This window comes from Bacteroidota bacterium, from assembly GCA_016714535.1.
In the GTDB taxonomy this organism is placed as follows: Bacteria; Bacteroidota; Bacteroidia; order AKYH767-A; family OLB10; genus JADKFV01.
Genome location: JADKDR010000007.1, coordinates 26,499 through 50,972, shown reverse-complemented (window position 1 = coordinate 50,972; position 24,474 = coordinate 26,499). Strand labels below are relative to the sequence as shown.

The 24,474-nt window shown below is 38.4% G+C and carries 16 protein-coding genes, 2 tRNA genes and 3 rRNA genes; 6 read left to right on the top strand and 15 right to left on the bottom strand.

All coding sequences use genetic code 11. The features are described from left to right. Positions 1–156: 156 nt before the first annotated feature. Positions 157–1,221 carry a type IX secretion system protein PorQ gene (gene porQ / locus IPO27_11580; GenBank protein MBK8847142.1) on the top strand — a complete coding sequence of 355 codons (1,065 nt, stop codon included), beginning with the start codon at positions 157–159 and terminating at the stop codon, positions 1,219–1,221. Here the strand turns inward: porQ and IPO27_11575 are convergent. The 7 genes from IPO27_11575 to IPO27_11545 all read right to left on the bottom strand — a co-directional run bounded on the left by IPO27_11575 (position 1,211) and on the right by IPO27_11545 (position 7,877). Further along, positions 1,211–1,867, bottom strand: a complete 657-nt coding sequence (locus tag IPO27_11575; protein ID MBK8847141.1) for a hypothetical protein — start codon at positions 1,865–1,867, stop codon at positions 1,211–1,213. The genes porQ and IPO27_11575 overlap by 11 nt on opposite strands. After that, the gene (locus IPO27_11570; protein MBK8847140.1) at positions 1,840–2,751 is read right to left on the bottom strand and encodes a hypothetical protein; all 912 of its coding nucleotides are present in this window, start codon (positions 2,749–2,751) and stop codon (positions 1,840–1,842) included. Before IPO27_11570 ends, IPO27_11575 begins: the two co-directional genes overlap by 28 nt. 163 nt (positions 2,752–2,914) lie before the next feature. After that, positions 2,915–3,026, bottom strand: a 5S ribosomal RNA gene (gene rrf / locus IPO27_11565). Between the two features lie 58 nt (positions 3,027–3,084). Then, a 23S ribosomal RNA gene (locus IPO27_11560) occupies positions 3,085–5,961 on the bottom strand. 87 nt (positions 5,962–6,048) lie between these two features. Beyond that, positions 6,049–6,122 (bottom strand) — tRNA-Ala (locus tag IPO27_11555). Between the two features lie 20 nt (positions 6,123–6,142). Continuing rightward, positions 6,143–6,217: transfer RNA gene (locus IPO27_11550), tRNA-Ile, on the bottom strand. A 138-nt stretch (positions 6,218–6,355) separates the two neighbouring features. Further along, a 16S ribosomal RNA gene (locus IPO27_11545) occupies positions 6,356–7,877 on the bottom strand. The 16S, 23S and 5S rRNA genes sit together here with 2 tRNA genes alongside, the layout of an rRNA operon. Before the next feature lie 811 nt (positions 7,878–8,688). Between IPO27_11545 and IPO27_11540 the strand changes: the two genes are divergently transcribed. Beyond that, positions 8,689–10,824, top strand: a complete 2,136-nt coding sequence (locus tag IPO27_11540) for a ComEC family competence protein (GenBank protein ID MBK8847139.1) — start codon at positions 8,689–8,691, stop codon at positions 10,822–10,824. 9 nt (positions 10,825–10,833) lie between these two features. On the opposite strand, the gene IPO27_11535 is transcribed toward IPO27_11540, so the two are convergent. The 3 genes from IPO27_11535 to IPO27_11525 all read right to left on the bottom strand — a co-directional run bounded on the left by IPO27_11535 (position 10,834) and on the right by IPO27_11525 (position 15,027). Beyond that, entirely contained in the window at positions 10,834–12,030 is a 1,197-nt protein-coding gene (locus IPO27_11535) for a beta-galactosidase (GenBank protein ID MBK8847138.1), read from the bottom strand. Positions 12,031–12,118: 88 nt separating this feature from the next. Then, positions 12,119–12,991, bottom strand: coding sequence for a cyanophycinase (locus tag IPO27_11530; GenBank protein MBK8847137.1), 873 nt, complete (start codon positions 12,989–12,991; stop codon positions 12,119–12,121). A gap of 197 nt (positions 12,992–13,188) precedes the next feature. After that, positions 13,189–15,027 (bottom strand): T9SS type A sorting domain-containing protein, encoded by a 1,839-nt coding sequence (locus IPO27_11525; protein MBK8847136.1) that lies wholly within the window; start codon positions 15,025–15,027, stop codon positions 13,189–13,191. Between the two features lie 185 nt (positions 15,028–15,212). On the opposite strand from IPO27_11525, the gene IPO27_11520 reads away from it, so the two are divergent. The 3 genes from IPO27_11520 (at position 15,213) to IPO27_11510 (ending at position 18,346) form a co-directional block, all read left to right on the top strand. Then, a complete protein-coding gene (locus IPO27_11520; GenBank protein MBK8847135.1) occupies positions 15,213–15,662 on the top strand; it encodes a histidine phosphatase family protein in 450 nt (149 codons plus the stop codon). A 6-nt stretch (positions 15,663–15,668) separates the two neighbouring features. Beyond that, on the top strand, positions 15,669–17,474 hold the full coding sequence (locus IPO27_11515; protein ID MBK8847134.1) for an acyl-CoA dehydrogenase family protein: 1,806 nt from the start codon (positions 15,669–15,671) through the stop codon (positions 17,472–17,474). A 239-nt stretch (positions 17,475–17,713) separates the two neighbouring features. Continuing rightward, positions 17,714–18,346, top strand: coding sequence for a CoA pyrophosphatase (locus tag IPO27_11510; GenBank protein ID MBK8847133.1), 633 nt, complete (start codon positions 17,714–17,716; stop codon positions 18,344–18,346). 670 nt (positions 18,347–19,016) lie between these two features. Here IPO27_11510 and IPO27_11505 read toward each other — a convergent pair. The 4 genes from IPO27_11505 to IPO27_11490 form a co-directional block, all read right to left on the bottom strand. Then, entirely contained in the window at positions 19,017–19,739 is a 723-nt protein-coding gene (locus IPO27_11505) for a DUF2490 domain-containing protein (GenBank protein MBK8847132.1), read from the bottom strand. A gap of 8 nt (positions 19,740–19,747) precedes the next feature. Further along, positions 19,748–20,251 carry a mechanosensitive ion channel gene (locus tag IPO27_11500; protein ID MBK8847131.1) on the bottom strand — a complete coding sequence of 168 codons (504 nt, stop codon included), beginning with the start codon at positions 20,249–20,251 and terminating at the stop codon, positions 19,748–19,750. Beyond that, positions 20,248–21,051 carry a Fic family protein gene (locus IPO27_11495; GenBank protein ID MBK8847130.1) on the bottom strand — a complete coding sequence of 268 codons (804 nt, stop codon included), beginning with the start codon at positions 21,049–21,051 and terminating at the stop codon, positions 20,248–20,250. Before IPO27_11495 ends, IPO27_11500 begins: the two co-directional genes overlap by 4 nt. 615 nt (positions 21,052–21,666) lie before the next feature. After that, entirely contained in the window at positions 21,667–22,569 is a 903-nt protein-coding gene (locus IPO27_11490) for a WG repeat-containing protein (protein MBK8847129.1), read from the bottom strand. Positions 22,570–22,825: 256 nt separating this feature from the next. Here IPO27_11490 and IPO27_11485 point away from each other — a divergent pair, with 256 nt between their 5' ends. Further along, positions 22,826–23,137: a hypothetical protein gene (locus IPO27_11485; GenBank protein ID MBK8847128.1), complete on the top strand. Its 312-nt coding sequence runs from the start codon at positions 22,826–22,828 to the stop codon at positions 23,135–23,137. A 340-nt stretch (positions 23,138–23,477) separates the two neighbouring features. Here the strand turns inward: IPO27_11485 and IPO27_11480 are convergent, their stop codons facing one another. Further along, complete coding sequence (locus tag IPO27_11480; GenBank protein MBK8847127.1) at positions 23,478–24,443, bottom strand: sodium-dependent bicarbonate transport family permease; 966 nt, start codon at positions 24,441–24,443, stop codon at positions 23,478–23,480. Positions 24,444–24,474: the final 31 nt, after the last annotated feature.

Genomic DNA, 24,474 nt, shown 5'->3' with positions numbered 1-24,474 from the left:
TTTGCCCTTTTAATAGTAAATTATGTAAGCTTAGCATTCCAGTTTTAAAAAAAGCAAGGACAATTTTGAAACATGCTTTATTTGGGATTTAGAATTTAGTAAGTAATATTTGGATTAAAAATGTTTCGGAGATTCGTTAATATTAGATATAGTCACATGGTGCGTTACTTTTGTTTTACTCTTTATGTTTCATTAACGATTGTATTTGAAACACAATCACAGTCTGGTGGCAAAACTGCTTTTCAATCTCTTAACATCTCTGCAGATGCACGAACTGCATCAATGGGTGGAAACTTTATTTCTGTTTATGATAATGATATAAGTTCTGCTTTGCAGAATCCTGCACTAATCAATCATCAACACCATCAACAACTCAATCTTAGCATAGCGGATTATTTTAGTGATATAAAATTTGGCACTGCGGCATACGCCAGATCGTTTAAAAACACTGGTACTTTTATCGCTTCTCTTAAATATATTGATTACGGAACATTCACTTTAAGTGATGAGTTTGCGAACCAAACTGGTACTTTTAATGCAACAGATTTTAATTTCAATATCAGTTTTGGACGTCCGTTTTTCGATAGTTCATTTACTTATGGTATTACTGTTAAAGGTATTGCATCAAATCTTGCTGAATATTCTTCATATGCTGTTGCTGCTGATGCAGGCATCGCTTATCAGAATCAAAAGAGGAATATAACCGCATCTTTATTAATAAAGAATGCTGGAAGACAGGTAAAGACATTTACCCAAACAAAAGAAAAACTACCTTTCGAAATACAGTTCGGATTTTCAAAAAAGCTAGGAAATGCTCCAATTAGATTTAATCTTAACTTGGTGCAATTACAAACCTTTGATTTAACATACGAATCTAAATTCAATCAAAATGATATTGATCAGGTAAGTGCAGAGGATAGTCCTAAAAAAGCAACCTTTTTCAAAAAGGCCGTACTTCATCTTGTACCTGGTATAGAAATCTTGTTATCTAAGAATTTTCACCTGAGGGGTTCTTATCATTTCCTTAGAAGGTACGAGCTTGCGCAGCCTACAAAACGTGGAACAGTTGGATTTAGTTTTGGCGCAGGTATAAAAGTGAGTAAATTTTATTTGGATTATGCCAGAAGCGTTTATCATTTATCCGCAGCAACAAACCAGTTTACACTGGCCATTAATTTCAATGATTGGTATAGGAAGAAAACCACCCCAATTAATTCTTAAAAGTCCAGTTTACTCCCATCCTTATGGTTCTCCTTTGCATTGGAATATCGGCCAGTGCATAATATTGTCCCACCAGTCCATTAAGAATATTATCACTTTCAATAAAAAAAGTAAAACTTTTGATTGCACCTGATGCAATGAAATCCAAATAGTGCACATCAGGCAATGTTGAATTAGATTTAGTATAAAACATATTCAATCCTGGTTGAAACCCAAACGCCAAATGTGTCGGTATATACATATACGAAATGCTATAGCTTAAAGTTAATTTTTGTTTTTTAAGCATATGTTGTAAACCTAAATTTAATCCCGGAACAACTTTAGGTAGTAGCCATAAATCTTGTTTATTAGAAATAGTTCCTCTAACAAAGGGAGCAAGGCGAAGGTGTCTGTAAGTTAATTGTTTGTCTAATAACAAGTTGGTTGAAAAAACTTTACTTGAAGAAGCAGGTTGTAATAGGGAATCAATAAAATAATATTTATCCCAAAAATCCATTCTAGTCCATAGATTAAAGAATTTGTTGGTAAGCATTATTTGTAAATTTTGATGCTTAAATATCTTTGGCGTAAGTATCCAGTAAAAGTGATTCGAAAGTTGGTACGCATAATTTAAGGGTGTTAACCGTTCTTTGCTTTCATAAAATATACAGAGTAATTAATAGCAGAAAAGCAAAGCCCGGCTTCAGTATTTAACCAGTTTTTTCCTTGTGTATATGATAGAGTAGAGGAGGCTTGATTTTTAAGTGTCCCAAAAAAAGTTGAATCATCGGTTCTCGTTGAATCATAGTTAATTTTATCAAAGGACTGCAAATCAGTAGCAGTAAACTCAAATTTATCAATTTGATACAGCAATTTGTAGTTTAATTTAGCCGCTATTCTCTTATTCGAAAAGTATCTATAAGCAAGATTAACTCCCATATCCTTCGACTTTGTAACGCTATTGCCATCATCAATATTTACTTTAACAGTCCTGAAATCTCTAACTACCAATCCATCTAATTGCACACTATCAGCAACACCACCATTTTCTCCTGCCAAATTTCTATCCGTTGAATAAATTGTTGTTGCCTGAAAACGAGCGTTTTTTGATTCATACTTGCAAAATGTATAGAGTTTCCGCCTGTCAATTCTTTGATTTCTAAAGAATCCAGGAGAAATTATGCTTGTCCAAATAATGCCAATCTCAAAGCCTCTTGTAACTGTTTGTGAATGATTCACAAATAAGTAGTTTTCCTTCTTGGTAGCACGGTAATATCTAAGCGTAGTTTTAATAGTATCCAAACCTGATGTCAAGTCTGGCTCAAAAAAGTCCAATATAGAAATTGAATTTCGTATGCCTGAATATAATAAGTCTGAACTATGCGCATATAAAAGGTGTTGCCTTCCTAAAAAACGGCTATCGCCTGATATGTAATCTATTCCTTTGAAATGGCTAATTAGATTAAACGAGAAATTTGGTCTTATTAAAAGGGAATCTGTGAAAATTGTTTTAAAGGTAGAGCTATTTTGCCCTTTTGAAAAATGAAACAAGCAAAGCAAATTTAGTATTAAATAAACTATAGACCTTGATTTCAAAATTGATTTAAAATTGCTGTAATTATAGAAAAAAGATGAATCTTTTGTAGTATAAAAATAGTATGTTTTTTTTGCAAAAATTAAATAAAAAAAGGCTGCACTAAGGCAGCCTTTTATGTTATGGCAACGACATACTCTCCCACAATTGAATGCAGTACCATCTGCGCGAAGGGGCTTAACTTCTCTGTTCGGAATGGGAAGAGGTGAACACCCTTGCAATAGTCACCATAGATATCTTTATTAACGACATATAAATGAAAGAAAACAAAAAATTAAAATCAACATATATAATAAAAGTCTTTGAGCTATTAGTATTACTCGGCTTTGCCATTACTGACTTTACACCTATAACCTATCAACGTCATAATCTTTGACGGCTCTATAAGAAGATCTTATCTTGAAGCAAGTTTCGTGCTTAGATGCTTTCAGCGCTTATCTTAACCGAACATAGCTACCCTGCGGTGCATCTGGCGATACAACAGGTACACTAGAGGTTCGTCCGACTCGGTCCTCTCGTACTAGAGTCAGGCCCTCTCAAACCTTCAACGCCCACAACAGATAGGGACCGAACTGTCTCACGACGTTCTGAACCCAGCTCGCGTGCCACTTTAATGAGCGAACAGCTCAACCCTTGGGACCTTCTCCAGCCCCAGGATGTGACGAGCCGACATCGAGGTGCCAAACCTCCCCGTCGATGTGAGCTCTTGGGGGAGATCAGCCTGTTATCCCCAGCGTACCTTTTATCCTATGAGCGATGGCCCTTCCATACGGAACCACCGGATCACTTTGTCCGACTTTCGTCCCTGCTCGACTTGTAGGTCTTGCAGTCAAGCACCCTTATGCTAATACACTCTACGTACGGTTACCAAGCGTGCTGAGGGTACCTTTGAAAGCCTCCGTTACTCTTTTGGAGGCGACCACCCCAGTCAAACTACCCACCATGCAATGTCATCCTTTGTAAGGAATTAGACTTCGAATAATCAAAGGGTGGTATTTCAAGGTTGACTCCACGATTGCTAGCGCAACCGCTTCAAAGTCTCCCACCTATCCTACACATCAATTACCCAAAGTCAATGCAAAGTTATAGTGAAGGTGCACGGGGTCTTTCCGTCCCGTTGCGGGTAAACGGCATCTTCACCGTTACTACAATTTCACCGAGCTCATGGCTGAGACAGTGCTCAGATCGTTACACCATTCGTGCAGGTCGGAACTTACCCGACAAGGAATTTCGCTACCTTAGGACCGTTATAGTTACGGCCGCCGTTTACTGGGGCTTCGATTCAATGCTTTGAATTGCTTCTGACATCTCCTCTTAACCTTCCAGCACCGGGCAGGTGTCAGGCCTTATACGTAATCTTTCGATTTAGCAAAGCCATGTGTTTTTGTTAAACAGTCGCCTGAGCCATTTCACTGCGGCCCCGATTGCTCGGGGCACCCTTTTTCCCGAAGTTACAGGGTTAATTTGCCGAGTTCCTTAGCCATGATTCACTCGAGCACCTTAGGATTCTCTCCTCGACTACCTGTGTCGGTTTACGGTACGGGTTGTATATTTATAAGTTTAGAGGTTTTTCTTGGAAGTTTGATTAGTGTCGCTATCCGCTTGCCCGAGGGCTTGCGGTACTGTCACCTTCGACAAGCTGCATGGATTTTCCGCTGCTGCCTATATCTACGGGCTTTAACGTTCTATTCCGTAAGAACGCGGACATTTCACTACTCCGTCACCCCATCACTAAATTTACAAGTATTGGAATATTAACCAATTGGTCATCGACATTTCCGTTCGGATTAGTCTTAGTTCCCGACTGACCCTGATTCGATTAGCGTTGATCAGGAAACCTTAGTCTTTCGGTGTGAGGGTTTCTCGCCCTCATTATCGTTACTTATACCTACATTTGCTTTTCTAAACGCTCCAGCAAGCCTTACGACTCACCTTCGATGCTGATTAGAATGCTCCCCTACCACTCATATTTCTATGAATCCATAGCTTCGGTAATATGCTTAATGCCCGATTATTATCCACGCCCGATCGCTCGACTAGTGAGCTGTTACGCACTCTTTAAATGAATGGCTGCTTCCAAGCCAACATCCTAGCTGTCAAAGCAATTGGACCACGTTTAATCAACTTAGCATATATTTGGGGACCTTAGCTGATGGTCTGGGTTATTTCCCTCTCGGCCCGTGACCTTAGCACCCCGGGCCTCACTCCTGAGTATATGTCAGTAGCATTCGGAGTTTATCTGGGTTTGGTAGGCGGTGAAGCCCCCTAGCCCAATTAGTAGCTCTACCTCTATGACACTAAACTCGAGGCTGTTCCTAAAAACATTTCGGGGAGTACGAGCTATTTCCCAGTTTGATTAGCCTTTCACCCCTACCCTCAGGTCATCCGAAAACTTTTCAACGTTTACCAGTTCGGACCTCCATGCCGTGTTACCGGCACTTCATCCTGCCCAAGGGTAGATCACAAGGTTTCGCGTCTACCCCCTCTGACTATGCGCCCTATTCAGACTTGCTTTCGCTTCGGCTTCGCTTCTTAAAAGCTTAACCTTGCCAGAGAGGAGTAACTCGTAGGTTCATTATGCAAAAGGCACGCTGTCACCCCTAAAGGCTCCCACCGCTTGTAAGCGCACGGTTTCAGGTTCTATTTCACTCCGCTGTTTGCGGTTCTTTTCACCTTTCCTTCACGGTACTGGTTCACTATCGGTCTCTCAAATGTATTTAGCCTTAGCGGATGGTGCCGCTAGCTTCCCACAAGGCGTCTCCGACCTCGCGGTACTCAGGATACTACTACAGTGCAAATTGGTTTGTATACGGGACTTTCACCCCCTATGGTTCATAATTCCATCTGATTCTACTGGCAATTTGCAATGATATTGTAGTCCTACAACCCCAACTTTGCCTTAACAATTTTGGTTTGGGCTATTCCCCGTTCGCTCGCCACTACTTGGGGAATCACTTTTGTTTTCTTTTCCTTCAGGTACTTAGATGTTTCAGTTCCCTGAGTTAGCGCCTAAAAAGGCTTCCATTCTACAAATGGAAAGGTTTCCCTATTCGGAGATCTGCGGATTAATTCGTATTTGCCAATACCCGCAGCTTATCGCAGCTTATCACGTCCTTCATCGCCATTGAGAGCCAAGGCATTCACCATGCGCCCTTAGTAACTTTTATTTTTAGTTAATTTTAATTCTTGTTTTCTTTCAATATGTCAAAGAACTTTTTCGGTTAAAAATACCGAAGATCATGAAACTGAAGAAGTGGAGAATAACGGATTCGAACCGATGACCCCCTGCGTGCAAGGCAGGTGCTCTAGCCAGCTGAGCTAATTCCCCGTGCGAGCTTTAGATTATAGTAGTCCCGAGCAGATTTGAACTGCTGACCCCTACATTATCAGTGTAGTGCTCTAACCAAACTGAGCTACGGGACTTTGTAGTGTAGCAGTGTGGCAGAGCTTAGGCTGATGCCGGGTACTGCTAACCCTGCTCGAAGGTGAGAGCCGTATTTGGCTCGTACGGTATGAAATTTGAAGAAAGAGGGAAATAGCAAGAGAATTAAATATCTCCAGAAAGGAGGTATTCCAGCCGCACCTTCCGGTACGGCTACCTTGTTACGACTTAGCCCCAGTCATCGGTTTTACCCTAGGGCGCTCCTTGCGGTTACGCACTTTAGGTACCCCCAACTCCCATGGCTTGACGGGCGGTGTGTACAAGGCCCGGGAACGTATTCACCGTACCATTGCTGATGTACGATTACTAGCGAATCCAGCTTCATGAGGTCGAGTTGCAGACCTCAATCCGAACTGAGATTGATTTTAGAGATTTGCATCATGTTGCCATGTAGCAGCCCATTGTATCAACCATTGTAGCACGTGTGTAGCCCCGGACGTAAGGGCCGTGATGACTTGACGTCATCCCCACCTTCCTCACTGCTTGCGCAGGCAGTCTCGTTAGAGTCCCCGGCATAATCCGCTGGCAACTAACGATAGGGGTTGCGCTCGTTACAGGACTTAACCTAACACCTCACGGCACGAGCTGACGACAGCCATGCAGCACCTAGTTTCAGGTCATTGCTGACTGACATATTTCTACATCATTCCTTAACTTTCAAGCCCGGGTAAGGTTCCTCGCGTATCATCGAATTAAACCACATGCTCCTCCGCTTGTGCGGGCCCCCGTCAATTCCTTTGAGTTTCAACCTTGCGGTCGTACTCCCCAGGTGGATAACTTAATGCTTTCGCTTAGTCGCTGACTGTGTATCGCCAACAACGAGTTATCATCGTTTAGGGCGTGGACTACCAGGGTATCTAATCCTGTTTGCTCCCCACGCTTTCGTGCCTCAGCGTCAGTAACAGTTTAGCGAGCTGCCTTCGCAATCGGTGTTCTATGTCATATCTAAGTATTTCACCACTACATGACATATTCCGCCCACCTCAACTGTACTCAAGACAAGCAGTATCAATGGCAGTTTCCCAGTTAAGCTGCGAGCTTTCACCACTGACTTACAAAGCCGCCTACGCACCCTTTAAACCCAGTAAATCCGGATAACGCTCGCATCCTCCGTATTACCGCGGCTGCTGGCACGGAGTTAGCCGATGCTTATTCGCAGAGTACTTTCAGCCAGATACACGTATCTGGGTTTACCCCCCTGCAAAAGAAGTTTACAACCCATAGGGCCTTAATCCTTCACGCGGCATGGCTGGATCAGGCTTGCGCCCATTGTCCAATATTCCTTACTGCTGCTCCCGTAGGAGTCTGGTCCGTGTCTCAGTACCAGTGTGGGGGATCATCCTCTCAGACCCCCTAATCATCGTAGCCTTGGTGAGCCGTTACCTCACCAACAAGCTAATGATACGCATGTTCATCTAAAACCCCCGTAGGTTTTATTACAAGGCGATGCCGTCTCGTAATATTATGCGGTATTAGCCCCGATTTCTCGGGGTTATTCCCCAGTTATAGGTAGATTGCATACGCGTTACGCACCCGTGCGCCACTCGCCACCAGATATTGCTACCCGTGCTGCCGTTCGACTTGCATGTATTAGGCCTGCCGCTAGCGTTAATCCTGAGCCAGGATCAAACTCTCCATAGTAAATTTTTGTATTTTTTCCCGATCGGGGATCGGGTAATTTCTAGGATTTAATTCTTAATTAATGATTAATTGAAATTAATCATTGGCTTGCTATTTCCTTTCTTCATTTCTTCAAAGAACGTAGTTAAGTATATTGAGATAAATAACTTCTTTTTTTCGGGCTGCAAAGGTAAGAACTCTTTTTTATTCTGCAACACCTTTTTAAAAAATTTTTTGATTTTTTTTCAGTATTTAATTCTTAATGTGAATTTTAGTCCTGTTTGTCAAAAAATTGGGAGTGCAAATGTACAACCGTTTTTATTTCATGCAAATTTTTTTTGAATTTATTTTTAACAATACATGATTTGGCTTGAAACGCTCTATTTAGAAGCTTTGTTTGATTCTAAAGTTTTGAAAATTGTTAGTTGTAATGTGTTGGTTTCGTGAAAATCAAATTGCGGATTTGGCTTTTTAATGAATACTGATGCTATTAATGATGAAATTATTGATCTAATGCATGATTATTTATGAAGTAAATCTATTTGCGTTGTCATAAAAATAATTTGACGAGCAGATGTCTTAAAACCAGGTTAGTTAATTAATGTTAGTAGGTTGAGGGTGTTGAATTGAATAAAAAACTAATTTTCCCACTGAGATTTTGTCTTTCAGTCGATTCTAGATTAAATAATTCAAGATTGATTAATAGTTTTGTTTGAGCCGATTTCAAGAATTGTTGAATTAGATTACGTTTGATTTTATAAAAAAAGTATTCCTGCGTTTCAGTTAAATAGATTCTTATTATATTTGGAATTGCATTATAAACTATAGCTGCATGCCCCAGAAAAACGTAGTAAAAAAGAAAAAACTTATTGATAGGCATATTTATGTGCAAATGCCTTTTTTACGATTGTTGTTAGGTTTTATAGGTGGCGTTTTATTTGAGATTTTTGTGCGCCTTGAGATAGGTTGGTTTGTGGCGGGTTTTAGTGTTTGTATGATAACACTTATTTTGTTTGAGGCAATATTACTACTTCGAATTTCTTTTTCTTACGCATGGATTAATGGAGTAGGAGTAGTTTTATTGATGTTTAATTTGGGAGGGGCGTTCACCTATTTGAAGACACAGGAGAATAGACCAAATCATTTTGCCAAAATTGACGACCCGAAATCCGTTTATATTGTAAGAGTTGATGATCCGTTGTTTGAAAAGGCAACTTCGTATAAAACTACATTAGCAATGCAATGGCGAAGCCAAGACGGGAAATTGATTCCTGTTTCGGGAAAGTGTTTATGCTACCTTAAGAAGGACTCTTTATCTGCAAAGTTGAATTATGGTGACCAGTTGGTTATTAAGGCAACAATAAATGAAATAGAAGGCCCGCAAAACCCAGAAGAGTTTAATTATAAGCGCTATTTATACTTTCATCAGATTTATCATCAGGTTTATCTAAAGTCTGACAGTTATCAAGTTATTAATCATGATACAGGTTCTCCAATATTGTCTTTTGCCTTAAGCATGAGAATGAAGTTGGTTGAGCTTTTAAAACGATATATTCCAGAAAAACGCAACAATGCGGTTGCGTCAGCACTAGTTGTTGGATATGATGATGAAATAGACAATAGTCTGATTCAAGCATTTGCAAGTGCCGGGGCCTTGCATGTATTAAGTGTTAGTGGAATGCATGTGGCGCTAATGTATCAGTTGCTTATGATGCTTCTTGGGCTAATATTAGTGAATAGGAAATATGATTGGATTAAATTTACTATTGCAATTATTTTTCTTTGGTGTTATGCATTGATTACGGGATATACACCTTCTGTGTTGCGGGCAGTAGTGATGTTTAACTTTATCATTGTGGCCCAATGGACTACTCGAAACACAAGCACTTTCAATACAATTTGCGTTTCGATATTCTTTTTAATGTTGTTTGATCCTTTTATTATTACTGAAGTAGGATTTCAACTAAGTTACCTTGCGGTAATTGGAATAGTATATCTTCATCCTAAAATTAGTAATTGGTGGACACCATCTAATTGGTTGTTGAAACAAATATGGACTATAACTGCAGTTTCGCTTGCTGCCCAATTGGCAACTTTTCCCTTGGGATTATTATACTTTCATCAGTTTCCTTTGCTGTTTGTGGTAAGTAACCTTTTAGTTATTCCGTTAACCACAATAATAATCTATGCATGCTTGGTTTTGTTGGTTATAAGTCCAATTGCAGTAATTGCCAACTATGCAGGATTGGTAATTAGCGCCTTGCTTTCGGTAACGAATGAAATCGTATTTTTTATTGATCGAATACCTGGAGCGGTGCTTAATAAAATCACTATTAATATTGGTGAGACCTGGCTGATTTATTTGATTATGATTCTTCTGATAGCAGTGTGGGTAAGTAAGCAAATGAAATACCTGGTTTATGGACTTGCTTTTTCACTTCTTTTTTTGGTATTGCAGGTTTACGAATCCTTTGAGCAGATGAATCAACGCAAGTTTATGGTGTATGCTGTGAATAAGCACAGTGCCTATCAAATAGTAAATAGCCGCAAACATATTTTTATTGCTGATAGCAATCTATTGGCTGATAAGGGCAGGTTGCTTTTTCACATCTACCATCATTGGTGGGCTATTGGAACACAGGAACAACTATTGCCAATGCATGAAAACTTTAAAAGCGATTTATTGCTAAAAAACGACAACTTGTGTGCAACTGCTAACAAATTGATTTATCAAATTAGAAGTAATAAGGATAAAATAAGTTTAACAAAAAGAATTGATTATTGCATAGTGAGCAATAACGCTTTTTATGGTTTAAAAAACACTCTTGATAATACTTCTCCAGAATTGGTTATAATTGACAAATCGAATAGCAGGTATCAATCTGATAGAATGGAGAAATTGTTGTCTGAGAAGAAAGTAAAATTTTACAACGTATACAAGCAGGGTTATTTTGAAACCAATCTGTAGACAGCAGTATTACAAATTGAATAATTTATTATGACCATACTTTATTGCCTTAGGATAGGCCAGTACATTTTTGGTGAATATTTCAATGAACATTCCACCATTATTAATGCCATTATCCAACACTGCTTTAAACATTTCTTCATCACAGGGAGAATTGTTTTGTAAGCAAGGGGGATTGTTTAATTTAACTTGTTCTAGCTGATAACCGCATACAATGCCTGCTTTAGCAGCATCTTTTACATAGGGTACAGTACCTCGTTTTTCATTTAATGCATTAAACTGTACACAAAAATGATTGCCTATTTTTTTTCTTGCTGCGTCAATCAGTGTTGGCGTGAAATCTTCGTTTTCTCCTTTTGTAAAGGCCTGACCATTTTCATCGATAAGAGGGAAGCCACGATCCGGAATCATCGCGTAACTCAAATATTTATCCGGAAAATTTTTGTTGTAATTATCAACTATTGAGTTCCAGGCAGAAAGCACTTTTGATGGTTTATAGCCCACGGATTGCCACAGTTTCACGGCATCCGTGCTTTTAGCCTTGCCATTACTTATTTCTCTTTGTGCTGGCAATCGTATTTCGGCAGTGTGGAAATTGATGCCGGTCATTTTTACAATTGTTAGCGCGTTGTAATATTTAGGATTGGATTTGAGGTTAGCAGCAAGTGCATCAATAAAATCATTCCAAGACTGTAAAAATACCGGATCCCAAACAACGGGTATGTCAGCCTCCACTGCTTTCTCTGCTTTGCCTTGAAGCGGGATTTCGATAAACCGCAATTTCTTACATCCTTGCGTGTAGACCCATTCCGGGGTTTCTGAACCTGCAGTTATTCCTATTGAAAATTTTTTGCCAGCCGCAATAGTTTTGTCTAATTCCCCATTGAGAAAGCTAAAGTCGTATTTGCCTTTAGCTGGATTAAAAGGCGCCCATTTTAAACGAAAGAAAACTCCATCAACGTCTTTATTTTGAAATACATGTTCAGGTACGGGACGTTGCCACTCTGTTGCAACATAGATTCCTCGTGGATCTGCAGTGCTTATAAGTGGCGTCTTATTGATAATTATTTCACCATTATTTTTTTGTGGTTGCGAATTGCCCTTGTTATTTTTTTTGTGGTTGTTGGCAGGTTGTGTTTGTTCCGAACAATTTTGCGTAAGCAAAATTGAAATTATTGAACATATGCAGAGAAGTGTTTTTACCATTTTATTTTTATTTATTTAAAGCAATATGATTTAATCTTTTTTATGCAGAAAGGGGCAAGCAAGCGGACGAAAAAAGTAATCTTATATTCTATTTTACTTCTTCTACATCAGCAAAGAATTTGCGTGTATGGAGGTCGAAGCAGTTGCCTTTTGCTAAGACATGTACTGCCAGGTTTTCGATAGAAATTGGAGAGCCATATTGCACATCTGCAATATTGGTAAACATGATATTATGCCCATCAATAATAATTACAAGGCCTGAGCCAACGGCCTCCATAACAGTGCCTTCGCTTATTAGCAAACCGGTATCTTCTCCAAGACCAATACCTATGCAAGAAGGATTGCTGGCAACCGCTTCGGCTAAGCGGCCAAATCGTCCGCGTTTTACAAAGTGTGTGTCTATAATAACATCGCGCAATAATCCGAGGCCAGTTGTAAGTTTAACTTCGCCTTTGAGGAGTGCTTCACTACTACTACCCTGATAGATCATGGTGTTACTCATGGCCATTGCTCCAGCGCTTGTACCGGCTATTACCAGGTTTTCTTCCATGTAGCGATTACTCATTATTTTATGAATATTGGTACCGCCAATGATAGTAGACAGACGAAGTTGGTTGCCCCCGGTCATCATTATTCCATCAGCCTTTTGTATGCGTTCAATAAATTCCGGGTTGGCTGTATGCTCACGATTTTTAATGTGCATCAATTGTACATTGTTGCACCCTAATTTGCCAAATGCGCGGAGGTAACCATCGCCAACTTCTTCAGGTATAGAAGACGCAGTAGTAATAACTTCAATATGCTTTTCGGTGCCACCGGTTTCTTGTACGATGCGTTGTAAAATCTGAAGTTCAAAAAAGTTGAGATTATTTTTTTGTGTAAAATTAGGTTCTGCATCGGTTCCTTTATCTTCTGCCCCGCCTATGGATATTAATTTCCCTTTTGGTTTATGAGTATGTATCACAACTGTACTTTTTTCTAATTAACAATGAAGGTGCAAAGCTATAACATTCATTAGGTATGGGGTATAACTTGCGCTTTTTTTTCAACAAAAAACCTTGCCAGATTTTTAGTTTACCATAAAAAAACCAGGAGTTTAAAAAATGAGTTTTCATTTTTTAACTCCTGGAATAAAGGGGCAGATATATTTCTTCGAGCTTAGTGCGCTATCATTAATTTATAAGCTGATTTTTTGCCATCGGCAATTAGTTCGCAAGTATATGCACCATTACTCAGGTTTTGAGTAATAATCTTGATGCTTCCGGTTCCAGATAAGCCAGCACTATATTGTTGATTGCTAACTAGTTTGCCATCTATTGAGTAAATATTAACCTGCAAATCTGCAATTCGGTTTATTGCATTATATTCGATAGAAGCAAAATTAGAAGATGGATTAGGATACAAATTTCCGAAAATGGAAGAGTTGCTTAGCTCATTAACAGATTGAGTAGGTGTTGAAATGGAGATATTCAACATAAAATCTTCGTTGCCACGGTCGCGGTAAATAGACCATGCACCACCTAATACTTCATAAGCACGTTCAGAAATAGGGCGAACCACATTTTGTCCGATGCCAATGCCACCGCCTCCCATTTCCCACATCATAAATACACTTCCTGAATCAATTACCAGTGGTACGGTAAGCGGCACGGTAGTCCAGGTGCCAACCTGCACACTGAAAGGGTCAATCCAAACAGAGTCAAGCAACGTATAAGGGGCACCCATAAAGCCATCATCATCATAAAGTTTAAGAGCCATACCTTCGGGTGTTGCATTGGCAACAACAAAAGCTCTCATTTCATTAATGCGGCATGGATAATATGGTAACGGAAACTCCATACCAACTCCTTCTCCTGGGCCACCGCCATTCCAACTCAAACCTGCAGCATTTGCAGGAACTCCATTGTCAAATGATAGCCATTGAATTTGATTGACAACCGTATCTATAACTACCAATTCGCTTGTATCTTTATTGTTTGAGGCAACAACATCATTAGATAACTGTGTGGTGTTGATAAACGAGAATGTTCCTGCAGTGGCCGGTGTCCACAAATTATTTGGATAAGTAATTAATTGAGATGCACCAACTTGCAAGGTGTCTGTTGTTCCTGTAGCACTGTTAACTTGGGTAAATCCAGATTTGATCTCTGAAAATAAATTAAATGGATTTAAAACTTGATTGCCGGTATTATTAACTGATACCTTCATTTCGTAAGGTGCGCCTTTAAGAAGAAACTCGCCACCGCTTCCGGGAGTACCTACCCATTCGGTACTTGCATCATAAGCCTGATAGGTAACAGTTTGAGGGTAAACAAACTTAACGGCATAACCAACCGGAGGGTAAATGTCGTAAGAATGTTGCAGCCCTATATTGCCCGAATTGTTTTCGATTCCAATAGAGAGGAAATTAGCAAATGTACCGTTGTAAGTGCCAATTTGTTCTTCATATTGAAATGTAATAGAACTATCAACTGCTGATAAAATTATTTGAAAAGAGTTTTCACCCTGGAAGTTAATTCCAGGCTCCCAAAAAGGAACGTCAACATAGGATACGATTAAGGTATCAAGAGTAGGGGATATCCAGCTGTAGCATTCCCCCAAGTTGCCGCTTCCATCAAAATTCAAATCACATGCGAAAGCAGCGATATAAGTGTTGAGGTTGGTGGCTTGCGGGATGGGGGGGAAAGGAACAGCAAGGTTTCCATTGGAGAAAGTGATGTATCCGTTACTACCAATACGGTAAGAACTTACATCATACCAGTAATAGTGAAAGTCGAAACCCATCGGAAATGGACCAACTACATTATCATCGGCAAGATCTTTAACCTGATTTACACCTGGAAGCGTAGTAACGTCTATCCAATTGTAGGCAGGGCCGTTGGGGTCGTTACTGTCATACCACATATAGCCATAGGTGTCGGGACCACCGCTGGTTTGTGCATTTAAACTAAACGCAGCAGTAAAAAGCATTAATACAAAGAGTAAGTTTTTTTTCATAAGTGTTACGATTATTAAGAATTAGAATTTTTTATTTGAAAATTTGAATTAATTTTTTAATATTTTTAAAAGAATCATGTTTAATTGATGCAGAAAAGCATTGCAAATATATTTTTTACTTTTTGATATACAAATAAAAAATAAAGCACCTTTGTAAAATTACTTTTGATAGCCAGACTAATCGAATGAGTGACATCCGCAGAAAAGTAAAGGTATTATATCTTGTTCGTCATGCCGAAAAAGAAAGCAGTTTTTTTGATTCTGACTTAAGTACTGCCGGCCATGGCAGAGCTAAGAAACTTGCACACCTGTTTCAACACGAAACCATTGACCATGTTTTTTCTACCGATTTACCGCGCACTCTGAATACTATAAGGCCAACTGCCGAAGACCAGTTTGCTTTGGTAGAGTTTTATAACTATCGCGATGTGGTGGGATTGGCACATAAAATAATTAGTGATGATGATTATTACAAAGTACTTATAGGTGGGCATAGCGATAACGTACCTATGCTAATACGCGCTTTAGGAATTAACTTTAATGTTGGTGAAATTCCGCTCGATGAGTATGATAATCTCTATATTGTAACCCTATTTGATGATGGAACTTCAGTGCTGGAACAAAAAAAATACTAATAATATATGGATACCGTTACAAAAGCTACTTTGAAGGGTGGCGAATTTCTGATAAAACCTTCAACACCAGAAAATACGTTTATACCAGAACATTTGAACGAAGAGCATCGTATGATGTGGGAAATGGCCAATGACTTTCTTGATAAGGAAGTAACACCGGTGCTTGACCGTATAGATGCCATGGAGGAGGGGTTGATGGAATCGCTGGTAGACAAGGCTGGCGAACTTGGTTTGCTTGGAGTTTCGGTACCCGAAGCATATGGTGGCCTTGGCAAAGATTTTATTACCGGTATGCTAATGACGGAGGCTCTTGGGGCTGGACATTCATTTAGTGTGGCCATGGCAGCGCATACAGGTATTGGTACGTTGCCTATATTATACTTTGGCAATGAAACGCAAAAGCAACAGTACTTGCCCAAACTTGCAACCGGTGAATGGAAAGCATCGTATTGTCTTACCGAACCGGGAAGTGGCAGCGATGCATTGGCAGCTAAAACAAAAGCTGAAATTAGTAAGGATGGCAAGTCTTACATATTAAACGGGCAAAAAATGTGGATAACCAATGCCGGATTTGCAGACTTGTTTATTGTATTTGCACAATTGCATTCAGAAAAATTTCCGGCTGAAAAGCCCGGATTTACAGGCTTCATTGTAGAGCGCGAAACCCCCGGGTTGTCGCTGGGCAATGAGGAACATAAAATGGGTATAAAAGGTAGCAGCACCCGTCAAGTCTTTTTTCAGGATTGCATTATTCCAAAAGAAAATCTTTTGGGCGAAGAAGGCAAGGGGCATTTAATAGCTTTTAATATTTTAAATATTGGGCGGGCAAAACTTGCAGCGGCTGCGCTTGGTGCATCAAAAAAGGTATGCACAAAATCGATTGATTATGCATTAACACGCGAACAATTTAAGATGCCCATTGCTAAGTTTGGTGCCATCAGATACAAGCTCGCTGAGCAGGCCATGCGCATTTTCGCTTGTGAAAGTGCCTTGTTCAGAATCAGTTATTTAATAGAGCAAAAGCAACTTGACCTGCAGCAGGCCGGCAAGGACTATGCAACATCATTGCTGGGTGCCGCTGAGGAATATGCGGTGGAATGCGCCATGCTCAAAGTATATGGAAGCGAAGTGCTCGACTATGTGGTGGACGAAGGAGTGCAGATATATGGAGGCTATGGTTTTAGTGCCGATTATCCTATGGATCGAGCATACCGCGACTCGCGCATCAATCGCATATTTGAAGGCACCAACGAAATTAATCGCTTGCTAACGGTTGATATGTTGCTTAAACGTGCTATGAAAGGAGAACTCGACCTTATGACTCCCGCTACAAATGTGCAAAAAGAATTGATGGAAATTCCTGATTTTGGTAGTAACGGTGACGATATACCTTTTGCCTCAGAATATAAAACCATAGAGCAATTAAAGAAATGTGTGCTGATGGTAGCTGGCAGTGCGGTACAAAAATACATGATGAAACTTGCCACCGAGCAAGAGATATTGATGAACATAGCCGATATGGCAATGTATGTGTTTGTGGCAGAGTCCATCCTGCTGCGTGTACATAAATTGTCGATGGAAGGCAAAGCAACTGCTTTGCATAGTCAATTGCTGCAACTTTATATTTACGATAGTGCCGAAAAAATAAATAGCGCAGGTAAAAACGCAATCGTATCGATGAGCGATGGTGATCAAATGCAATTGTTGTTGTTAGGTTTAAAACGATTTACCAAAGCCAACCCGATTAACACACGTGATGCGCGCAGAGCAATAGCTAAGGCGCTGACCGAAGCAGGTGAGTACTGCTTTTAATTATAGGCTCAAGGTAAGTACCTGCGTTAAGGAATACATATAACATCATAATTTATGAGACTGTTTAAGATTTATCTTATCGTTTTAGTTAGGTGCTAGTTTATGTTTTAACTATTCGAGTATGATTAGGTTAGCATTATCTTGCTTTAATAAACGGACTCATTTATATTAAACCATGTTATTGTAGACTTACGTAAGGAAGAAATTTGTGTAAAAAAAACTGATAGAAGATTTGACAAGTGAAAATCGAACAAATAAAGGAGATTGTTACGGAGAAAATAAAATTACCGCTGCCAGGTATTGAGTTGCAAAAACTAATGGCTCCGGTAGGCCGTGCAGCCTACGAAAATATTCAACACGAAGTTCAAACCTACAGGCAAGGTGCTGTGCTCATCCATATTTTTGAAAGCAATGCTAGTCCACATATCGTGTTTATTAAACGTAGTGATTACGATGGGGTGCACAGTGGTCAGATTTCTTTTCCAGGAGGGAAGTTTGAAAATGCAGATGCAAATTTTGAATATACCGCTATACGAGAAGCCAATGAGGAGGTAGGCATTGCACAAAGCGAGATAGAAATTGCCGGCATGTTGTCGAGGGTTCATATTCCCGTAAGTAAATTTACAGTACATCCATTTATCTCGTTTGGAAATAAAATACCTAAACTAAAAAAAGATGATAACGAGGTAAAGGAAATTTTGCTCCTGCCTTTTCTTGAATTTTTAAATCCTGCTAATAAAATAGAAACTAAGGTAACTGTAAAAAGCGGCATGATAAGGCAAGTGCCTTGTTACCAAATAGGCGACCATATTGTATGGGGAGCAACAGCCATGATGATGGCCGAAATTATATGGATGTTTGATCATGCATAATTTACAATCCTCAATTCTTGCATTTATAAACTTCAGTTTATAAAAAATTTGTTCATGCGTCCTTGGTTATAAGGCAGATTCGCCTTCTATTAATTTCATTTTAAAACGAACTAAACGCATCTAGTTGCTTTTACTGGAATTAGTTTGCAGTTGGTACCGTACGTAAATTTATTATTTCTATTTCTAATCTGCATTATTCTTAAAGTCTAGGCTTTAGTATCCATACGCTCACGAAGCACGAGCAGAATGCTCGTGCCGGTTATAGCCAAATTGGTTCTTTGAGAAACTTACAAATATTTTAATAGCGATTAGTATATGCAGAAGAATTGCGCAACCGCAGCTCTCCAACAATAGCAAAATCTCTTCACCTTGAAAACAAAAAGGAAAACAAATACACTCAAAAAAAATACATGAATAGCGGGTAGGGGCTACTTTATGCTTTTCTTAAAGGTAATAAACCAACAACGTATATACCTACTGTTGCAATCGTTAAATTTCCCGCAAAACTCCGAAATAAATGCACCTATACACCCGACAGGCTGCAGCTCATACTAAGCGCATCGAGGCTCATGTTGCTGAATACTATATATACGAAAACCTCCTCGTTTGTTTTACTCGATTGTGGGTTATGAATAGATGACTAAATGTTAGCAGCTGGCGGTCTGCGTAATTAATTGTCTTTAATTTCATTATCGTTCTCCTTTTTCGAAATTGATTTCCTGAAAATGTCAAAGTAAAAGCCTATTACCAGAAAGTCACGACCAGTTTCATCATTTATTTTGTAGTCGAACTGATGTAAATAGCCAATCTGCAAAGCGGCTGCTTTTGTAGGTTTGTAATTGAACGCAAATAATAATCGGTTTCTCTCAAAGTATGCTTCCTTGTCCGTGAAAAAAATTTCGTTACTTGCACTAACTTGAAAAGGTTTATAATTATTTCGCTCCTTTCCAAATGCATAAGAAACGCCAAGTCTGTAACGAAAACGGTTACGATAGCCATTACTTGTAAATCTAGACTCTGCACGATAGCGTTGTTCAATTTTCAACTTCCCTATTGATTGAAAAAATATTAGTTGTGGCCAAAGCCTAAATTCGTCATTGTTTTTTGGTAAAACAAAATCGCCACCTTCTTTGTAGGTTTGATAACTACCTGCACCCAAGGTCAGGTTAATGTTTTTGTGAGCTTTGTAGTTAATACCGCCCTTATATTCGTAATAGTGAAAGTTGCTGTAAAATTTTAATGAACGTAGTTGTGCTTCTCCAAAAAAGCTGAGTTTGTCACTATGGTTGTATTTTAAATTTAGGATGTTCCAACTGCCTAAATCAAAGTTTTGAGCATACATTCTGTTTGCTGATAGTATAAGAATAATAATTATTGAAAATGCTTGTCTCATAGTATTATTTAAACTTTTTTATTTTCAAAAATCGATACAGATTTTTGCAATAATAGTGAATTTGGTATTGTTATTATCTCTCCACTTTCAGTTTTAAGATGTACAAAAAAAGAGGTCAAATCCGAGACTTCTCCTTCAAATGGGTAATCTTTATCTAATACCTTTATTCTATCTCCAATCTTTATGGGATGGTTAAAAAACAATAACAAGCTTGAAGTAACATTTGAAAGTAATGACCATTGAGCAAAAAAAGCAATACCTAATGCGGTTAAAATTGTTCCAACGAAAACAGCGATTTCACTTTGTTCAAGGCCCCATACTGCTGATAATAGAATTATTAAGATCATGAAAGAAAAAAGGTGTACTGCTTTTACAATTATTTTTCTTCTGCCTCGCTGCAAGTGAGTGTTTTTAAGCGTGTTGTTAATAAGTGTCTTTGTTACGAAGTAGCTGGTTAGGTAACCAACTAATACCAAAACTGTTTCTATAATTTGAATTTTTGAAGGGTTCATTTGCTATTACTTTTACTTGATTTTTCTCTCTCTAATCCAATTCTATTTACCGTATCATAAAGTAAATTCGCATTCACTAATAAGCGGTCAAGCTCTTGTTCAAAAAATGCTTCAGTGTGTTCGTTCCACTTTTTTGGTGAATTATTCAGATCTTTAAAACTTTTTGAAAGTGTGGTAATGTATTCTTTTTTCTGCGGAGCGTCATTGATAAAAATTGGTGGATATAAATCAAACATCAACATCCAGTTTTTCGCAATTCTTGTTACTCGACCATTTCCGTCTGCAAATGGATGTATTCTAATTAACTCGTGATGAAAATAAATTGCTCTTATAATGGGGTTGGCTATGTTTTGCATTTGGTAAAATAACTCGGATACTAACACAGGAACATCCTCCTTATCTGGACAAAGATGTCCTCCAACCTGAACTAATGTTTGTCTGTAACGATTAGGATGAATTGCATTTGTTTCAGGAGAAACTAATCTAAGAAGTTGAAAAAGTTGTAATTCTTTTTCAAAATTATTGTGTGTTATTATCTCCTCAATTACAAAGTCTAACGATATTTTTAAGTTTTTTAAATATTCTTTTGCTTCCTCTTCGTTTTGGGCTTCCATTTGTGCATTTTTCAAACTAAGAAGTTCTTGGAGTTCTTGTACACTTGTCAAATATGTGTCTAAAAGGTCGTCATCCAAATGATGTCGACTATAAATAATTAGTCTATAAATTGACTTTACAAGATGGTCGATTTTATCAATTTTGGCTTGATTAATTTTTATTTCTTTAATTGGCAATAATTCCATTCGTGTCTCTGAATTTGTGATGATGTTTGTCTTCTGTTAATCTCGCGCCTAACGTCAGCCTGTGAAAAAACCCAACAGCCCGCAGTTGCATGTTAACAGCATGAGGTAAAATTAATAATTACAACAACACTTATGGCAAACCTTAGCAAAAAAGAAAAAATTTATTCATCACAAACACGCAGTTTGCAGTAATCAAATATAAATATCAAGTTTAGATTGCAACATCAATACAGAAAATGTTGTACGCTTTATTGATGCATTTGCTTGCAAGCTCGATTTAATGGAATTAAAATTTGTAACAGTTTTAATAGTTGTGATATTTCTAATTGCTAAAAGTTCTGCTAATCGTATATGGTCACCCGTACATACCCTCGTCAACTACCGCCAAGCCCATAGCGAAAATTTCTACACAGCATTGCGAACAGCGCTGAATACATATTGCGGGACTGCACCGAAGGTTCTGTGCAACGTGGTTGTCATGGTGGGCACTTCGTGCCCCACGAAGTCCTGTATGTTATCTGCTGCCGTTCTATTCATTCGGAGTACAACTATTGGAGGCTCGCACCAAAGGTTGTGCAATGCATTGTCGTCTTTTCTTGTTTCTGACATTTCCTTTTAACGCTTATATATTTTACCTGACATGTCAATGTAGCACCAAACACCATTATAGTTTAACCAAGCTAAGCCGTCCCAAAATTTATTTGGGCCGTATCCTTCTTCTTCAAACTGGAATGGAATAATTACCTGATTAGAATAATTAATAAAACCACAACATCCGTTCTTACATGCAAACCCTAACCCTTCATTGAAGCCGGCTACATATTCATACTCAAAAGGGATAATAATTTCATTTTGAGAATTGATAAATCCATATTTGTTATTTCTTCTTGCTGGATAGATTGAATCACTCATGATGTCAATGAATTCATAAGTAAATGGAACAAGAGTATCACCTTTTAAATTGAGCATTCCATATAGAGTGTCCACTTCTGCAACCGCATTATCGTTTCTAAACTGTGATACAAATTTATATTGAAATGGAATAGTTTCCTTACCTTCTGTATTGATGAACCCCCACTTTCCATTTTTTTTCGCTGGCATAATGTTTTTGTAAATTGTCAATGATGAATAATGTTCTTCACCTAATTCATCATAGAGAAATGGGGTAACTAATTTCCCTAAAGTATCTATCAAAGCATATTTACAATCAGCCGCCTCTTGCTTTTTTCCAACACGATTCAATCCATTTTTAAAGTAGAAACCTATGTCGTCATAGGTGCAGGGAATAATTACTTCGCCTTTCAAATTCACAACTCCCCAACTCCAAAAGTCACAAGCAACAGTTGCAAGTTGCTCTTGAAAAGAATTTACTCTAACAAATTTAAATGGCAAAACCAAATTACCTAAAGTGTCAATTATTCCACTTTGTCCATTACCATTTTGAATGGTTGCATAACCTTCGTGAAAATCACTTGGCAAACCATACATATAATCTTTAAATAGTTCTTTACCATTCAAGTCAAGAAAGTTGAAAATGATATTATCTTTTTCTTACATTCCAACTTTTATAACTCCGAATTCATAAGTTCCAGTTGCCAAAAACTTGGAATGGACTATTATATTGAAATTAGAATCACAAATTCCATACATACCACTTTCATAAAATGGAATTCTGTTAGGTCTGTTTTGTCCATAAAGAAACGATGTGGCCATTTCTGCTACAAAGAATAAAAGCCAAATCAAATAATTTTGTTTCATCTGCGTTGTTTGTCATTTGTTTCTTGCACAACTTTTCGGGTTAGTACAGCCACCTATTGGTAGCCCACAACGTCAGACTCTGAAAAACAAACTTGCCCAAGGCTGCACGTTAATAACAAGTGGTAAAAATAAAAATTGCAGCGACACTGTTGACACACCTTCAAAAAAAATAAATACACATCACATAGCAAAGCACTGCCGGCAACAGATGGAAATATCAAGTTTAGATTGCAACATCGATACTGAAAATGTTGTACGCTTTATCGATGCTTTTGGTTGTAAACTCGATTTCGTGAAATTGAAATTTGAAAGAGGAATGTTGGCCTGATATATTAAAGAACTAAAAACGCCACAAATCGTATACAGCCATAGTTAAACAAAAGCAAAAAACAAAAATTGCTTACTATTACACCTAAGCAATTTAGCACGCTCCCCCCCCAACAAAACCACTCAATTATGACGACAACCCATGCCGGTGTCGCTTAACACCCCGTTAGAGAATACAGGGCAGGCCTAATAGACAAAAGCCCCTCGTATTCGACTCGCCCGGGGGCTTTCGTCTATACGGCTAAATGTTAGCGGCTGGCGTTTTGTTTGTCGCCCAGTTTATACTTAAGTAACATTTTATTCTGTCTTGAAGAACATATTGTTTGCTATTTTCAGCTTTACTAGAAATGTTGCACTATTAGGAAATATATGGGCATACCAACCGTTATATTTATAGGAAAAGTTACCGCAAGAGCCATCGGAAGATATAGTCCAGGGTCCGCTTTAGGAACTGTTATCTTCATTGCGGCTGGCACTGCTATGTAAGATGCACTTGCAGCTAGGACAGCAAAGATAAATCTGTTGGTGATATCTGTTGTTACAAATCCACTTAATATGGCAAAAAGACATCCATTTACTAACGGAATAATGATGGCAAAAGCCATCGGAAATATTCCATAAGAGAAGAATGATTTTAACTTTCTACCACTTGTAATCCCCATATCTAATAGAAAAATAGCAAGGAAACCTTTAAATAAGTCATTGGTAAATGGTTTAATACCTTCAGCTTGTTTTGCATTTGCCATAAAGCCTATTACCAAACTTCCCAGAATTAATAAAACACTGCCATTTGTCAAGGAATGTTTTATCACCGCTGGAATTTTAATTTTTGCTGTTGATTCATCTTTATTGAATAAAGAAATTAATACTAAACCTATTATAATAGCTGGAGATTCCATCAATGCCATTATTGCTACCATGTGTCCATGAAGACTCATCTGTTGACTTTCTAAATAGGAGACAGCCGTCACAAAAGTAACTGCACTTACAGAGCCATAAGCTGCGGCAATAGCTCCTGCATCGAACACATTCAGTTTTCTTTTAAGTATAAAAAAAGTATATAATGGTATGATTGCTGAAATACAGATACCAAATAACATAGAAAATCCGATTTCAATTGTAAATGTTTCATGCGACAGTTCTTGTCCCCCTTTAAAACCTATGGAGAATAATAGGTAGAGAGAAATAAATTTTGATGAATTAGGTGGTATCTCCAAATCGCTTTTTACATAAACTGCTATAACGCCCAGCACAAAGAACAATAGTGCCGGATTGGTTAGATTCTCTATGAGTAAATTGAAATTCATTCTTGTTTGATTATTTGATTAGTGATAAGAT